Genomic DNA, 16,541 nt, shown 5'->3' with positions numbered 1-16,541 from the left:
TAAACTCTAAAATTCCCCACCATGTCCGAACTTCCCCCCTTAACCGAAGAAACACTCTGGGATATCCTCAACGACAACCTCGACGACGAAACCGTCAATCGTCTCGTCTGGTACTACTTAGGCTACCGCTACGACGAAACAACTCAAAGCTGGGACGCCAGCCAAACCGATTCCCTTTGGCAAGAAAACTATCCCGAACCTCCAGATTTTATCGCCAGTCGTCCCGCCACCGTCAAATTAACCCGTTCTATTCCCAAAGAACACAAACAATTACTAAAAGAAAAACTCGGGTTTAAAGGCTATAAAGTCGGCGAACTGATTCCCCGCCTCACCCGCCGTGCCACCATGACTAACTGGCTCCTCAGTTATATGGAATCGGCTTGAAAATAGGGTAGGGTGGTCAATATTTGCCCACCCTACTTGTGGCTTATAAAATGAAAACCGATAAATTGTTTTATCGAATTTTTTTAAATCAGCCCAGTCTAATGGCTGAATTATTGCCAAACATTCCTCCGGACTGCGAATTTGACTATAGCGCTCCAGTGATCAAAGAAAAAGAACTGCGACTCGATGGGTTACTGACCCCGGTCTCGGAAGATCTGAATTTGCCATTGGTGTTTCTCGAAGCCCAAATGGAAAGCGATCGCCGATTTTACGCCCGGTATTTTTCCAGCATCTTTGGCTACCTTCTGCAATACGACATTACCCGACCCTGGCAAGGGTTGTTAATTCTGCGAAATCGAACAGTGAACTTAGGCTCCCCACTTCCTTATCAAAACTTGTTATCTAGTTCAGTAGCGCGGTTGTATTTAGAAGATTTACTTTCCCGAGAAGATCTCAGTCAGAATTTATCCCTACTCAAATTAGTGGTGGTTCCCGATGGGGAAGCTTCTACATTAGCGCGATCGATTTTAAACCGCGCCCAAACCCCCGAAGAGTTTGAGAAATACCTAGATGTGGTGGAAGCTATACTAGTAAATAAGTTTACCACTTTAAGCATTGAGGAGATACGCAATATGTTGGATCTCAAAACTGCAGATGTCACCCAAACTCGTTTTTATCAGGAAGTTCACGAGATTGGACGTCAAGAAGGACGCCAAGAAGGACGCCAGGAAGGACGCCAGGAAGGACGCCAGGAAGGACGCCAAGAAGGACGCCAGGAAGGAGAGCAACTCGGAAGAGCGAATCTGATTTTACGGCTGCTCTCTCGCCGATTTGGAGAAGTAACGACCGAGCAAATTGATGCAGTGCAGCAACTCTCTATTCCCCAATTAGAGTCTCTGGGTGTGGCGCTATTAGATTTTCAGGAAATTGGCGATTTTAACACCTGGTTGCAAGAGAACGGAGAATCCTAATTGTCAGGACAAGATAGTGTCCGGACTCTACGTTTTTAAAGTTATCTAATCGTCCGGTAGCTTGGCTCACCGGACTATAATCATGCTGGAAGACCGAACAAATGATTGAGAAAAAATTAGTTAAATGAAAACCGACAAACTATTTTATCGGATTTTCTTGACGCAACCCAGTCTAATTTCCGAACTCTTAGAAGGGATTCCTCCGGACTGCGAATTTGACTATAGTGTTCCAGTGTTTCAAAAAAAAGAACTGCGACTCGATGGGTTACTGACCCCGGTCTCGGAAGATCTAAATTTGCCATTGGTGTTTCTCGAAGCGCAAATGGAAAGCGATCGCCGATTTTACGCCCGGTATTTTGCCAGCATCTTTGGCTATCTTCTGCAATACGACATTACCCGGCCTTGGCAAGGGTTTCTAATCCTACGAAATCGAACAGTGAACTTAGGCTCGCCAGTTCCTTATCAAAACTTGTTATCCAGTTCAGTGGGGCGGTTGTATCTAGAAGATTTACTCTCTCCAGAAAATCTCAGTCCGAATTTATCCCTACTCAAATTAGTGGTGGTTCCCGATGGGGAAGCTTCTACATTAGCGCGATCGATTTTAAACCGCGCCCAAACCCCCGAAGAGTTTGAGAAATACCTAGATGTGGTGGAAGCTATACTGGTCAATAAGTTTACCACTTTAAGCGTTGAAGAGATACGCAATATGTTGGATCTCAAAACTGCAGATGTCACCCAAACTCGTTTTTATCAGGAAGTTCACGAGATTGGACGTCAAGAAGGACGCCAACAAGGACGCCAACAAGGACTCCAGGAAGGACGCCAACAAGGAGAGCAACTCGGAAGAGCGAATCTGATTTTACGGCTGCTCTCTCGCCGATTTGGAGAAGTAACGCCCGATCGCATTAACACCGTGCGGGGTCTTTCGATTCCACAATTGGAGTCTCTGGGGGAGGCGCTGTTAGATTTTCAAGGAATTGAAGATTTAGACGCTTGGTTGCAAGCGCATCGAGGGTAGGCAAAATTTTGCTCTTCTTGAAAACAATCTCTGGCAATTAGCCAGAGCCAGGTAAGATAGCACCTAATACACAGTATTACTAGGTTTTACCAGTAATTACCGGGTTAAAGACTATCTGTTCTACCCCACCTCAACCCATATAGAAAGTAGTAGGGTGGGCAAAATTTTGCGCACCCTACCCGTGACTTATTAAGGAATATTTGTATGAAAGTGGCTCGTCAATTCATTCCGGCTTTTGAGAACGGCGATCGCCTCACGCGCAGCGAATTCGAGCGGCGTTATCACCTCATGCACCATCTTAAAAAAGCCGAATTAATCGAAGGAACCGTTTACGTGCCCTCTCCTCTACGTTACAGCCAACATGGTAAACCCCACAGCCAAATCGTTGCGTGGCTCCAAGTTTATGCTGCCATGACTCCAGGAGTGGAAGCCGCCGATAACGCCACCGTCCGCCTCGATTTCGATAACGAACCCCAACCCGACGCCCTCCTGCGCCTCGATGAAGCCTGTGGCGGACAATCGCGCATTAGTGAAGATGACTACATCGAAGGCGCCCCCGAGTTCATCGTCGAAGTCGCGAGCAGTAGTGCATCCTACGACCTTTATGATAAACTCCAGGCTTATCGCCGCAATGGCGTTCGCGAATATCTGGTCTGGGTAGTGCAAGAAAGCGAGTTTCGCTGGTATATTCTCGATGAGGGAACCTACCGACAACAGCAACCCGATGCGGCGGGTCTGTGCGCCAGTCCGTTTTTTCCCGGATTGCGCCTGGATGTCCGAGCCTTGCTGACAGGCAACATGCAGCAAGTGTTAGCCGCACTGCAGCAAGGGCTGAGCTCGCCAGAACATCAGGAGTTTGTCGCCCATCTGAACCGAGGTTGAGCTAAACTCCAAACTCATCCCTAAGTAGGGTGGGCAAAATTTTGCCCACCCTACCCGTGGCTAACGCAACCCAAGACCTAAAAACCGTCGAATCCAGCCTAACCCTGTAGCCGATGAAAGCCCAAGTCTTCCGAGGCGTCAATCAACTCAGTTACGAAGAAGTCCCCATCCCCGAACTCGAAGCGGACGAGGTTTTAGTCCGCGTCAAGGTGGTGGGGTTGTGCCAGTCAGATATTAAAAAAATTTGCTATCCGCTTTACGAACCCCCGCGCATCTTCGGACATGAAATGGCTGGAGTGATTGCCAAAATGGGCGACGAGGTGGAAGGATGGGAACTCGGACAGCGCGTTGCCGTCATGCATCACATTCCTTGTATGCGGTGCGCTTATTGCCTCAACGACAACTTCTCGATGTGTGACACCTACAAAAACGTCACGACAACGGCGGGGTTTGCTCCCAGTGGGGGCGGTTTTGCCGAGTATGTCAAGGTTCCGGGTCATATCGTCCGCAATGGCGGTTTGATTCCGATTCCCGACGGGGTGACCTTCGAGCAAGCGAGCTTTGTGGAACCCACGAATTGCTGTTTGAAGGCGATTAAAAAGGCGGGAGTTCAAGCAGGAGATACGGTGTTGGTCACGGGTGCGGGTCCGATTGGCTTGATGTTCGTGATGCTGCTGCGCTATTTTGGGGCGCGGGCGATCGCCACCGATCTAATACCTTCCCGCATCGAAAAAGCCTTTGAAGTGGGCGCAGAAGCGGCTTTAGACGCCCGAGACCCCGATTTACCTCAAAAAGTTCAAAAGCTGACCGCAGGTTTGGGAGTCGATCTCAGCCTCTTGGCTGTCCCCAGTGAAAAAGCCTTTTTCCAAGCGCTCGATTGCACGAGAAAAGGAGGTAAAATTCTATTTTTTGCGGAGTTTCCCGATGAAGTCGAGATTCCTCTCAACCCGAACATTCTCTATCGTCGTGAAATCGATTTGATGGGGAGTTACAGTTCTTCCTATCGTTTGCAAAATTTGGCCGCACAAATTGTGTTTGAGAAGCGCATCGATGTAGATAAGTTGGTCAGCGATAAGTACGATCTGAGCCAACTTTCGGGAGCCGTAGCCCGGGCGATTCAGCCCAATCCAGAAACTTATAAGATTTTACTGGAATCTGGCGGCAGGGACTGAAGAGATCTTGTTTTTATAGATTAAAATGTAGTGTTTTCTAGATTAATGAAGTTGATCGAGGATCCCCCCCAACCCCCCTTTATAAGGGGGGAGTTCGGTTAAGTCCCCCTTATAAAGGGGGATTTAGGGGGATCGAAATTATACCTCGTTTGTTAGAAAATGCTATTGCTATAAAGTTAAGAAAACAATTGAGTCGGTCGAGAACGACAAGCAAAACATAGCGAATGATTAATAAAGGTCAATCCTTATCTACACTCAAGCAAAAGATTCGCGATCGCACTGCGGTGATTGGCGTCGTTGGCTTGGGATATGTGGGCCTTCCTTTTGCCGTAGAAAAGGCTAAAGTGGGCTTTAAGGTCTTAGGCATTGAGCAGAATCCTGAGAAAGCCGCACGGGTGAATCGTGCAGAGAACTACATCAGTGATGTCAAGGATGAGGATTTACAGCAGGTGGTGAGGACGGGGCACCTAGAAGCCACCAGCGACTTTGAGCGCGTGGCAGAAATGGATGCGATCGTGATTTGCGTTCCCACGCCACTCACGAAAAACTTGACCCCGAATCTCAGCTATATCGAAAGCGTCACCGAAGAAGTAGCGCGCCGACTCAGACCCGGACAACTAGTGACTTTGGAATCGACGACTTATCCGGGGACGACTGATGAGGTGATGCGACCTGTTTTAGAAAAAATTAGCGGATTGCACCAGGGTGAAGACTTTTTTTTAGCTCATTCTCCCGAACGAGTCGATCCGGGAAATCAGCGTTATACCACTAAAAATACGAATAAAGTGGTTGGTGCGTCCGATCCTAATTCCCTCGAAGTCGCCACTTTATTTTATCAACAAACCATCGAGCATGTCGTTCCGGTCAGTAGCGCTAAAGCTGCGGAGTTAGTTAAGGTATTTGAGAATACTTTCCGAGCTGTTAATATTGCGCTGGCGAATGAATTAGCTTTGTTGTGCGATCGCCTCGAGTTGAATGTTTGGGAAGTCTTAGATGCGGCGAATACGAAACCCTTTGGGATTATGCCCTTTTATCCCGGACCGGGGGTAGGGGGTCACTGTCTCGTGGGAACAGAACAGGTCCGCTATCGCTGGCATCAAGATAATGGGGTGATTGCACTAGAAGCCCTCTATCAACGAGTACAAGAACGCAGCGAGCGCGTATTCTATCATCTCGGAGGCGCTTTTCTGCGACCAGAAGGACTCGAAGTGCTCTCCATTGATTTAGAAACGGGACAACAAGGATGGAAACCCGTTAGCTATTTATTTGCGAGGGAATATGAGGGGACATTGGTTAAAGTCGAAACGAGCGATCGCCGTCAACTGACGGTAACCGATCGCCACCCAATGCTCGTTCATGAAGCGGATCGCTTGCAAGTTCGAGATGCGATCGCATTAACCCAGGGAGACATGGTTCCCCTGGTGCATCAACCGACAGCAGATGATTTAGATGAACCAGAGTCCATTGAAGTCATTCCCCTCTTACCCGAACAATTGGCTCAAAAAGTACGAGTCAAACATTCGCAAGGATGGGAGGCTCTCAAAGATGATCTCAAACCCCTACTTCACGAAAAAACTCGTGATGTTCTGCGCGACAACAGTCTCCCTTTAACGGTCTGGAAAAAACTGCCCGAACAACTGCGTGGAAAACCCCAGCAGTTGGCTTTAGTTACTGGCCGAGGCCCTTCTTTTTCTAGTTTTCCTGTAGTGATTCCAGTCAACGAAAGTCTGGCTCGATTGCTGGGGTATTATTTGAGTGAAGGCTGTATTACTGAAGAGAAAACCGGGAATTTACGGCTGCGTTTTACCTTCAATCGGGATGAGCGAGAATACTTGCAAGATGTGCGCGATTTGCTGTCCGAACTGGGTTTAAGTTGTAGCGAGTACAACGACCCTCAGTGGCATTCTACAACGCTTAAAGTTAAAGGTTGGCTTCTGAGTTGGTTTTTCCGGGATGTTCTCCGGACTGGAACTGATGCTTACTCTATGAGAATTCCTGCTCCAATTATGGCGGGGAGTGCAGCCATTCGGACTGAAATCTTAAAAGGATTATTTCGCGGAGATGGGGATGTTCATGTCCGGTGTGGCAAGCAGACTTATCAGACAAATGGTGTAGTTCAGACCCATGAAAACAATAGCGGCACTGTAGGCTTTTTTAGTAGCAGTCCCGAATTATTTGAACAGGTCATTTTGCTCCTGCAAGAATTAGGACTGACGCCCTACCGAAAAAAAGACAAGCCTCAATTACGATTTAAATCCTACAAAGATTTAGAACGTTTAGAAACCTGGTTTTTAGGGGACAAAGCTCAGAAACTCGCTCGTTTACGGTTAAACCGAAAACGTCACCTGGCGAGTAAACGGCCACAGGTGAATCAACCGTATGCTGTGGCTCAAATTCATTCCGTGACGCCTTTTACTGCCAAAACCCCTGTTTATAGTGTGGAAGTCGCAGAAACACATACTTTTGCAGCGACTACTGGGGTGTATGTCCATAACTGCATCCCCCTCGACCCTCATTACCTGGAATGGAAGGCCAAAGAGCATAACTTTGAAACTCATTTTATTGCTCTAGCGGGGGAAGTCAACCGGAGAATGCCGGAGTTTGTCCGCGAGAAAGTTTGGCGAGTTTTAAACGGGATTGGTAAGGCCCCTTCAAAGTCGCAAGTTCTCGTGATTGGCGCCGCTTACAAAAAAGACATTGCCGATTGGCGGGAATCTCCCGCCATATCGATTATGGAATTGCTCTTGCAAGATGGGGTCAACCTGAGCTACCATGACCCTTTGGTTCCCGAGATTCAAGTCAAAGGTCATAATTTACTGTCTGTAGAACTCACGGAAGAGGCGATCGGTGAAGTCGATCTAGTGATTATTGCCACGGATCATAGCAAAATAAATTACCTCAATCTGGTAGAAAAGTCTCGGGCAATTCTCGACACCAGAGGCGTGACTCGCCACTTAGATTGTCAAAAAGAAAAGGTGACCTTACTGTGACTCAAGTCATTGTCGTTGGTGCAGGCAATTGGGGGCGAAACTTAGTCCGTAATTTTTATGAGTTAGAAGCTCTTGCTGGAGTGGCAGAAGTTAACCCCGAACTCCGTTCTAAAGTTGCCGAGAATTATCCAGAAGTTAAGCTGTATGACACGTTTGAAGCAGCTCTCAACAGTCAAGTTCCAGCCATTGTTATTGCCACGCCAGCACCCACCCATTATGCGATGGCTGATGCTGCCTTAAAAGCAGGTAAGCATGTCTTTGTCGAAAAACCAATGACCCTACAGACCGACGAATCGCGACGTTTGGCAGAATATGCCGATAAAAAAGGTCTGGTTCTGATGGTCGGTCACCTGCTTCTTTATCAACCCGCAATTACTTGGATCCGAGATTATCTCGCTACGGGAAAAGCGGGTAAAGTTCTCCACGTCGCTGCAACACGAGCAAAATTAGGAAGGGTTCGTCGGGAAGAAAATGTCTGGTGGTCGTTCGCACCCCACGATGTTTCTGTCGTTTTAGATTTACTCGGCAATCCAGCGATCGATCGCGTGGCGGCCAGTGGTCATGCTATGTTACAGCCAGGTATTGAAGATAATATTCATGTCGATCTTCTCTTTGCAAGCGGACAAACCGCTCATATTCACTGTTCTTGGTATTGGCCTTTGCTAGAACGCAAAACCGTCGTCATTGCCGAAAAACAAATGCTGGTTTATGACGAAGTCGCTCAAGAAGTAACGATCTACAACAAAGGAGTTGACGAACAACTAAAAAATCGAGATGAAGGTAGTGAAACGGTTCCCGTGGCAGAAGCACAACCGTTACGGATCGAGTGTCAGCATTTTCTCGATTGTATTAGCAAAGGTCAACGTCCGCGATCGGATGGATGGAATGGAGTGGCAGTCGTCGAGATTTTAGAAAAAGCGACGGAGGCATTACGTGGCTAATTTTTTTGTTCATGAGTCCGCTTATGTGGATGAAGGTGCGCAGATTGGAGAAGCAACAAAAATTTGGCACTTTTCCCACGTTATGGGACAAGCTAAAATCGGTTCTCATTGCATTCTCGGTCAAAATGTTTTTGTAGCGAATGCGGTAGAAGTGGGAAACTACTGCAAGATTCAAAATAATGTGTCGCTTTACGAAGGAGCGATCCTCGAAGACTACGTATTTTGCGGCCCAAGTATGGTATTTACCAACGTCAAAACCCCACGCTGTGAATTTCCCCGCAATACCAGCAAGGATTATGCGACAACTTTGGTGAAGCGAGGGGCGAGTATTGGTGCCAATGCCACAATTGTTTGTGGCGTTACCCTGTATGAATGTGCATTTGTAGCGGCGGGCGCAGTCGTGACTAAGGACGTCCCTGCTTATGCAATGGTGGCAGGGGTTCCAGCAAAAATCATCGGCTGGATGAGCGCCTATGGGGATGTGTTAGAGTTTGATGCCGAGGGTTTGGCGGTTGATTCTCAAGGGGTGAAATATCAGAAAGTTTCAAGGGACTCTGTACAAAAACTGGGGTGAAGTTTCAAAATGAAAGCAATTACCAGTAAGCAAGCTAAGCAACAGTTAGATGAAATCATCGAGCAAGTGATCCTTGATGTCGAACCGACCATTTTATCGAATATTTAACTCTTGGCAAGAAACAGTCTATTTATTATCCAAATCCAGCTAATGCCGAACATCTATTAAAATCAATCAAACAAGCCAAGGAAGGTGAAATTTTTGTTAGTAACTTGGTTGATGAATGCAAATCACTTTTACAGTCACTTTTACAGAAGCATCTTAGTCAGACTATCTTTGACTACAAGAAAAGGGTAAAAAACGATCGAAAACTTTTAAAAAGAGTCAATTTACTCATTAAAGATATAATTAAAAGATATAATTAGAAGCCCATTTGAAGGGATTGGTAAGCTAGAGCCTGGCCATTTATGAGGAAGAAGTTATTGTTATTTCCTGTGGATTTTACTATGAGAAATAAAATAGATCCGGTATAATCTTTTTGAAGATGGCTTTGTTGGATTTTCAATCTCTTGAAGAGTTTGAGGCTTGTTTGCAAGCAAACTCCCTGTAGGGACTGTAGGGACACAGCACTGCTGTGTCCTCCTGTGTTCTCCCGCATCCTCCCGTGTCCTTCCGAGGTTCCGAGGGAAGCTATCGCGTAGAGCGATCGGCTAGAATGATGGTGAGTACAGCATAGTCAAACCCGAGAGTTGAATTTATGTCAAATTTAACAACAACCACTCTCAAGGAACTTTACCAGATCGATGAGTATCTTTGGTTGTCCGAAACGATTAAAATCTTGAGAGCAAGTCGCTTAGAAGACTTAGATCTGGAAAATTTAATCGAGGAATTGGAAAATTTGGGCAAACGAGATTTAAACAAAGTCAGAAGTCTTTTAAGACAAATTATTATTCATCTTTTATTTCTGGAATATTGGCAAGAAGAGCGCGAGAGAAATTCTCGTCACTGGAAAGGTGAAGTTACAGCTTTTAGAGCAGATTTGTCCGATCGCTTAACGACGACCCTAAAAAATAAATTACATGAAGGTTTAGCATCAATTTATGAGACTGCTTTGAAAGTTGTTCTGCAAAAAACAGGCTTATCTAAGGATACTATTCCGGAAAGCTGCCCCTACTCTTTCGAGCAACTATTGGATGATAGCTGGTATCCAGAAGCTTGAAAAGTGAAAAGTGAAAAGTGAAAAGTTATGAAGGAGAGTCCACTAAAAGATAATCCCAATACCTGCAAAACCATAAAAAGAAATTTATTTTGAGCAAACAACTTCTAAGAAGCGGCACGGCGATAGGAGCATTAATTCGCGAGTCCGAATTTGCACAAAGCAAAGCTGACTTTATCGGCAAAATGAGCATCTCGCTCAAGGAGGCTAACGAAACAGCATATTGGCTCTCCTTACTGAAAAATACGGGCTATATAAACGAAAAAAATGTTTCAAAGCATACAACCTGACTGTCAAGAACTCATCGCTATGCTAGTATCAACTGTCAAAACCTCCAAACAGCCCCACTAAACCATTTTTATCTAGTATTCACTATTTACTATCTATTATTGACTTTTCACTTTTCACTTTTCACTTTTCTCTGAGGATATGACTGAAATTAAAATCCCCGTTTTAGACCTAAAACCCCAGTACGAGCAAATCAAAGACGAAGTTCAAGCCGCAATTAACCGCGTGTTAGAATCTGGTCGCTTTATCATGGGGCCAGATGTGAAGCTATTTGAGCAGGAAGTGGCTGAGTATTTGGGGATTAAGCACGCCATTGGTGTAAACTCTGGCACGGATGCCCTTGTAATTGGTTTGCGGGCTTTAGGAATTGGCGAAGGGGATGAGGTGATTACCACTCCCTTTTCTTTTTTTGCCACCGCTGAATCCATTAGCAATGTGGGGGCAAAGCCTGTTTTTGCGGATATTGACCCTAGAAGTTTCAATATTGACCCCAAAGAGATTAAAGCAAAAATTACCTCTCGGACAAAGGCGATTATGCCTGTTCACCTCTATGGGCAACCCGCAGCAATGGCGCAAATTATAGAGATTGCCCAAGAGTATGGTTTAAAAGTAATTGAAGACTGCGCTCAATCTTTTGGGGCAAGATATTGGGGAACTTGTTCCTCTTGTGATGGTCATTGTCAGGAATCCACGCGGGAGTCACTGCGAGGGAAATTTACGGGGACTATTGGAGATGTGGGCGCTTATTCCTTCTTCCCGTCCAAAAATTTGGGCGCTTATGGGGATGGCGGTATGGTTGTCACTAATGATGACCAAGTTGCGGAAATGGCCAGGATGTTGCGGGTTCATGGAGCGAAGAAAAAGTATCACAATGAAGTTTTGGGATACAATTCGCGCTTGGATACGTTGCAAGCGGCGATTTTGCGGGTGAAGTTGCCTTATTTGGAACAGTGGAATGAGGGCAGACGCCAAGTGGCTAAAACCTATAATGAGTTATTGGCTGATGTTGAGGGGATAATCGCTCCAGAATTGGCTGACGGTCATGTGTTTCACCAGTACACGATTCGGGTGTTAGATGGGAAACGGGATCAAGTGAAGGAATATTTAGGCGAGCAAGGGATTGGGTGTATGGTTTATTACCCAGTGCCGCAAGACCAGTTGCCTGTTTATAAAGGTAAATATCCTTCTACTCCAACCAGTGATTTATTAGGGACTGAGGTTCTGAGTTTGCCCATTTGGCCGGAAATAGAAAAATTTAATATAGAGTCTGTTGTGAAGATTTTAAAACAAGTATTGGCTCCTGAATCTTGAGAAATTAAAAGAGGTAAGACATTGTTGTACATTACTTTGCCTGCATATAACGAAGAAAAATCATTGCCAACGCTGCTTCCCAAAATTGAGCAAGTTATGAACGAGTTAGCCTGGGAATATAAAATTGTTGTCTGTGACGATGGGAGTAAAGATAGCACTCGTGAGATGTTGGCTAATTATGCCCAATCTCTCCCATTAGACATTATTTACCATAAAATCAATCGGGGGTTGGGCGAAACTGAGCGGGATTTGTTTGAGTATGTGGCGGATCGTGCTCAACCGGATGATGTGGTAGTTAGACTCGATTGTGATGATACTCACGAACCTAGTTTTATACCTGATTTGGTAGCCAAGCTTGATGAAGGGTTTGATGTTGTCATTGCATCACGGTTTCAACCGGGAGGTGGTCAGCTTGGGGTGAGCACTTATCGAGCATTTATTAGTCGTTGTGCAAATCTATTTATGAAATTCTTTTTTCCTATTAAAGGAGTTAAAGAATATTCCTGTGGATTCCGCGCTTATCGAGCTGGATTAATCAAAGAAGCTATTGCGTTTTATGGAAATAATTTTCTTCAGCTTAGAGGACTGGGTTTTACAGGTACTCTAGAGAAACTGGTCAAATTGAAGATATTGGGAGCTAAATGTGCAGAGGTTCCCTTTGTTCTTCGCTACGACCAGAAACAAAGCGATAGCAAGATGATTAGTAGCATCACCACTCTTGGCTATATGGTTATGACTGTAATGTATCACTGGCCTTGGGGTGGATGGCGTAATAGATACAAGCAAATACTCAAAGAGCTACAAGCAGAGAAATAATGACTAAAAATATTGAGGAAGTTCAAAAATTTTGGGAAAATAATCCTTTATGGTCAGGAGAATCTAATTTTGCTCCGGGTACACAAGAATTTTTTGAGGAACATCGGCAAGTTTATATCGAAGATTGCTTTGCTGGATATTTAGACAAACGCATATTTCCCAACAAGATAGAGGAACAAAAAATCCTTGATCTTGGCTGTGGACCTGGATTTTGGACTGTGGAATTTGGTTTGCGTGGTTGTCAAAACATAACCGCAGCCGATTTAACATTAAAAGCTTTAGAGTTAACGCAACAACGTTGTAAAATTTATGGCTTACAAGCCGCTCTAAGTCAGCAAAATGCAGAACATTTAACTTTTGCAGACGCAAGTTTTTCTCATGTTAACTGTCAAGGCGTAATTCATCATACTCCTAACACAGATCTATGTGTTAAAGAAATTGCCAGAGTATTAAATGATGAAGGCACAGCGATTATATCTGTATATTATAAAAATATATTTTTAAGAAGCTGGAAATTTTTAAAATTTCCAGCTTCTTTGATTGGTAAACTAGGAGGAGGGTTAAAGGGTCGAGGAAGAGAACAAATTTATCAAATTGATGATGTAAATGAAATTGTCCGACTTTACGATGGTGTGGATAATCCTATTGGAAAAGCTTATTCTCGTAAAGAATTCAGTCAAATGCTTTCACCATATTTTGAAATACAGGATGTATGGATTTATTTTTTCCCGGCTCGAACTTTACCCTTCCCGTTGCCCAATTTCATTCATAGTATCCTCGATAAGTCGGTAGGTTTTATGATTATGGCTAAGTTAAAGAAGCGTTAATATGTGTGGAGTTTGCGGAATTTTTGGCTCGGTAAGAGACTCGGTGGAGAGAAATTCTCTAGTCCGGGGAATGATGGATCGCCTGACTCATCGAGGACCTGATGGCGAAGGAATTCATAGTGGAAATGATTTTACCTTGGGTCATCGGCGTTTGGCTATTATTGACCTCGCCTATGGAAAGCAGCCCATGCACTCTGAGGATGGGCGATATACGATTGTTTTTAATGGGGAAATTTATAATTATCTAGAACTACGGCAGAAGCTAATTCAGCAAGGGGTTCAGTTTCGTACCTTTTCAGATACCGAAGTATTGCTGAAAATGCTTATTTATGAAGGTGATGCGGCTTTTAAACAACTCAACGGAATGTTTGCCTTTGCACTGGCAGACAACCAGACAGGAGAATGGCTGCTAGGTCGCGATCCTTTTGGTATAAAACCTCTCTATTACGCAGAAGTAGAAGAGGAAATTATTTTTGCCTCAGAAATAAAATCAATCCTGGTGCATCCTAAGATTCGAGCAGAGCGAGACTGGGAAGGAATGCAGCAGTACCTTACCTTTCAGTTTTGCTTGGGCGATCGCACTCTATTTCGGGGGATTCATAAAGTCGAACCTGGTTGCTATATCAAAGGGTGCAATGGCAAGGTTAATGACATTGTCCGCTATTGGGATACTAACTTTCAGATTGATGAATACCATACTGAAGAGTATTTTGTTGATAAACTGCGAGTTTTATTGGAAGATAGCATTCGCCTTCAACTTCGTAGCGATGTGCCATTAGGTGCTTATCTTTCCGGCGGTCTTGATTCTACTATTATTGCGATGGGAGCTACTCAATATCTAGAAACTCCCATTAAAGTGTTCAATGGCTTATTTGCAGAAGGTTCGCAGTATGATGAATCTTCTTATGCAAAAATAGTGGCGGAGGCCAGTGGTAGCACCTTACTTAGCGTTATACCCACTGCACAACAATTTATAGATGATTTACCAAATCTAATTTATGCTTTAGACGAACCTGTTGCGGGTCCTGGTTTATTTCCTCAGTACCACGTTAGCAAACTGGCTAGCAAAAACTTGAAGGTTGTGCTTGGGGGACAAGGGGGCGATGAAATTTTTGGCGGGTACGCTCGGTATTTAGTTGGTTATCTCGAACAGGCTCTTAAAGGATCGATATTCGAGACTCAAGAAGAAGGGAAACATATTGTCACCTTAGCCTCGATTATTTCCAGCCTACCTTTATTAAAACAGTATCGCCCGCTCATGCAAGAATTTTGGCGAGAAGGGTTATTTGATGCAATGGATGCCCGCTATTTCCGTTTAATAGATCGCAGTCCAAATATTGAACAGCTATTGACTCCCGAAGCCCGATCAGCCTTTGACCCCGGATCTGTCTATGCTGAGTTTCAGAAAGTTTTTAATCATCCTAATACTTCGTCTTATATCAATAAAATGACCCACTTCGATTTAAAAACGCTTTTACCAGCACTCCTGCAAATCGAAGATCGGGTCAGTATGGCAGTTTCGATTGAATCTCGGGTTCCTTTTCTAGATACTCGAATTGTCGATTTAGTAACCAGAATGCCCCCACCTATGAAATTTCAGGGAGGAAAAACCAAATATATTCTCAAGCAAGCAGTCAAGACCTTAATTCCAGAAGCAATTTTGACTCGAAAAGATAAGATGGGTTTTCCCGTGCCTTTGAAAGAGTGGCTGCTGAATACAAAAGTCCGAGACTTTGTTGGGGACGTTTTATTTTGCCAAGCTAGTCGAGAAAGGGGTTTGTTTAACTCAAACGCTTTAGAAAAGCTTCTAGATACAGAAAAACCTTTTGGGCGTGAAATTTGGGGAGTTCTTTGTTTGGAATTATGGCATCAGCAATTTATCGACCAACAATGAATTTTGTTCCAGTTCGTCCAGAACGCAGTTACGCAGTTAAAGCCCTAGAACGCTATTGGCAAAACAGAGAATCTTTGATTTTGAGGTTGCCCATTCCAGAAGTGCTCTATCCAGATATCGAGCAATTGCCGCCCCCAGTCGAATTTGTGGAACTTCCAAACTGGGCGACAGATATTGCTGTAGAGGGCAGTTTGCTGGTGCCAAAACAAGCGATCGCAGAAGGTGAAACGCCCCCTTGGACTCGAACGGATTGGTTGTGGGTGATTTTTTGGTATTTGAACGGTCTGGCAGAACAGAGCTTTGAGCGACAACATGGCCCAATACACTCTTACAGTTTTCAGCTAAAAGGCTGGGACTCTCGTCTCTGGTCGAGAGCTTGGGTTAATCGTATTGCTCTGTTTTTAAGACGTTGGGCCGCGAGAGAGCAAGGTGTCAGCGAGCAAGCTCTATTCGGTTCTTTGCCAAAAGCGGAAATTATTTTGACTCACGATGTAGATGCGATCGCCAAAACCTTAGCAATCCGCTTTAAGCAAACTGCATTCCACTCGTTTAACGCAGTCAGAAGCCTATTGCGGGGTCAGATAGGTAGTTCGTTGAGTAAGTTGGCCAATGCTGCTAAATTTTTATTCAGTCAAGATAATTATTGGTGTTTCGATCGCATTACTGCTCTAGAAAAAACACATGGCTTTCGCAGCCATTTTAATATCTATGGTGGCCCTGGCGGATGGCAACGGACTTTTCAAGAACTTTTGCTTGACCCAGCTTATAGCATTGCTACCCATCCCAAGCTGAAACAACAGTTGCAGAAAATGTCTGCCGAGGGCTGGACTATTGGTTTGCACCAGTCATTTAATGCTTGGGCAGATGCAGAACAGATGCAGGGCGAACGCCAACGCCTAGAAAAAGCTTTGGGTTTTCCCGTTACCAGTTGTCGCCAACACTGGCTCCGCTTTAGTTGGGAGCAAACTTGGCAAGCGCAACAAAAAGCAGGATTTGCGTTAGATAGCACTCTTGGCTTCAACGATCGCCCTGGATTTCGCACGGGAGTCGCACTGCAATATCATCCTTGGTGCTTTAAGTCTAGAAGGGAGCAAAATTTACAAGTCTTGCCAATGGTGCTAATGGATTCTCATCTATATGATTATAGAAATTTAAGTGACTCCGAGCGGAATACACAAATAGCATATTGGTTAGACGAGATTTATGCCGTACATGGCACAGCATCAGTAATTTGGCACCAGCGGGTGATGAGCAATGATTATGGGTGGGCGACTGGATATGAAACTCTGCTATCGACGATTGAGGCTAAAAGTTAAG

16 protein-coding genes are annotated in these 16,541 nt (G+C 44.7%); all 16 read left to right on the top strand.

Annotation, left to right across the window (positions count from 1 at the left end):
* Positions 1-21: 21 nt before the first annotated feature.
* The 16 genes from HCG48_RS01295 to HCG48_RS01220 all read left to right on the top strand — a co-directional run bounded on the left by HCG48_RS01295 (position 22) and on the right by HCG48_RS01220 (position 16,540).
* Positions 22-384 (top strand): DUF1823 family protein, encoded by a 363-nt coding sequence (locus tag HCG48_RS01295; RefSeq protein WP_168567543.1) that lies wholly within the window; start codon positions 22-24, stop codon positions 382-384.
* 50 nt (positions 385-434) lie between these two features.
* Positions 435-1,355 carry a DUF2887 domain-containing protein gene (locus HCG48_RS01290; RefSeq protein WP_168567542.1) on the top strand — a complete coding sequence of 307 codons (921 nt, stop codon included), beginning with the start codon at positions 435-437 and terminating at the stop codon, positions 1,353-1,355.
* Positions 1,356-1,479: 124 nt separating this feature from the next.
* A complete protein-coding gene (locus tag HCG48_RS01285) occupies positions 1,480-2,373 on the top strand; it encodes a DUF2887 domain-containing protein (protein ID WP_168567541.1) in 894 nt (297 codons plus the stop codon).
* A 204-nt stretch (positions 2,374-2,577) separates the two neighbouring features.
* Positions 2,578-3,255, top strand: coding sequence for a Uma2 family endonuclease (locus HCG48_RS01280; protein WP_168567540.1), 678 nt, complete (start codon positions 2,578-2,580; stop codon positions 3,253-3,255).
* A gap of 113 nt (positions 3,256-3,368) precedes the next feature.
* On the top strand, positions 3,369-4,427 hold the full coding sequence (locus HCG48_RS01275; RefSeq protein ID WP_168567539.1) for a zinc-dependent dehydrogenase: 1,059 nt from the start codon (positions 3,369-3,371) through the stop codon (positions 4,425-4,427).
* Positions 4,428-4,651: 224 nt separating this feature from the next.
* Positions 4,652-7,417, top strand: a complete 2,766-nt coding sequence (locus tag HCG48_RS01270) for a nucleotide sugar dehydrogenase (RefSeq protein WP_210437144.1) — start codon at positions 4,652-4,654, stop codon at positions 7,415-7,417.
* Positions 7,414-8,358 (top strand): Gfo/Idh/MocA family protein, encoded by a 945-nt coding sequence (locus tag HCG48_RS01265; RefSeq protein WP_168567538.1) that lies wholly within the window; start codon positions 7,414-7,416, stop codon positions 8,356-8,358. The genes HCG48_RS01270 and HCG48_RS01265 overlap by 4 nt, the downstream gene beginning before the upstream one ends.
* A complete protein-coding gene (locus HCG48_RS01260; protein ID WP_168567537.1) occupies positions 8,351-8,932 on the top strand; it encodes an acyltransferase in 582 nt (193 codons plus the stop codon). Before HCG48_RS01265 ends, HCG48_RS01260 begins: the two co-directional genes overlap by 8 nt.
* Before the next feature lie 9 nt (positions 8,933-8,941).
* Entirely contained in the window at positions 8,942-9,040 is a 99-nt protein-coding gene (locus HCG48_RS27075) for a type II toxin-antitoxin system Phd/YefM family antitoxin (RefSeq protein WP_511048724.1), read from the top strand.
* 589 nt (positions 9,041-9,629) lie between these two features.
* The gene (locus HCG48_RS01250) at positions 9,630-10,091 is read left to right on the top strand and encodes a DUF29 domain-containing protein (protein WP_168567536.1); all 462 of its coding nucleotides are present in this window, start codon (positions 9,630-9,632) and stop codon (positions 10,089-10,091) included.
* Positions 10,092-10,180: 89 nt separating this feature from the next.
* Entirely contained in the window at positions 10,181-10,378 is a 198-nt protein-coding gene (locus tag HCG48_RS01245; RefSeq protein WP_246259820.1) for a four helix bundle protein, read from the top strand.
* A 139-nt stretch (positions 10,379-10,517) separates the two neighbouring features.
* Positions 10,518-11,687, top strand: coding sequence for a DegT/DnrJ/EryC1/StrS family aminotransferase (locus tag HCG48_RS01240; RefSeq protein WP_168567535.1), 1,170 nt, complete (start codon positions 10,518-10,520; stop codon positions 11,685-11,687).
* A gap of 21 nt (positions 11,688-11,708) precedes the next feature.
* Entirely contained in the window at positions 11,709-12,503 is a 795-nt protein-coding gene (locus HCG48_RS01235; RefSeq protein ID WP_210437143.1) for a glycosyltransferase family 2 protein, read from the top strand.
* Positions 12,503-13,330, top strand: coding sequence for a class I SAM-dependent methyltransferase (locus HCG48_RS01230; RefSeq protein ID WP_168567533.1), 828 nt, complete (start codon positions 12,503-12,505; stop codon positions 13,328-13,330). The genes HCG48_RS01235 and HCG48_RS01230 overlap by 1 nt, the downstream gene beginning before the upstream one ends.
* A gap of 1 nt (position 13,331) precedes the next feature.
* Positions 13,332-15,224: an asparagine synthase (glutamine-hydrolyzing) gene (asnB, locus tag HCG48_RS01225; RefSeq protein ID WP_246259818.1), complete on the top strand. Its 1,893-nt coding sequence runs from the start codon at positions 13,332-13,334 to the stop codon at positions 15,222-15,224.
* On the top strand, positions 15,194-16,540 hold the full coding sequence (locus HCG48_RS01220) for a polysaccharide deacetylase family protein (protein ID WP_168567531.1): 1,347 nt from the start codon (positions 15,194-15,196) through the stop codon (positions 16,538-16,540). Before asnB ends, HCG48_RS01220 begins: the two co-directional genes overlap by 31 nt.
* Position 16,541 lies beyond the last annotated feature (1 nt).

Source organism: Oxynema aestuarii AP17, from assembly GCF_012295525.1.
GTDB classification, from domain to species: Bacteria; Cyanobacteriota; Cyanobacteriia; order Cyanobacteriales; family Laspinemataceae; genus Oxynema; species Oxynema aestuarii.
This window is presented reverse-complemented; position numbering and strand designations above follow the sequence as displayed.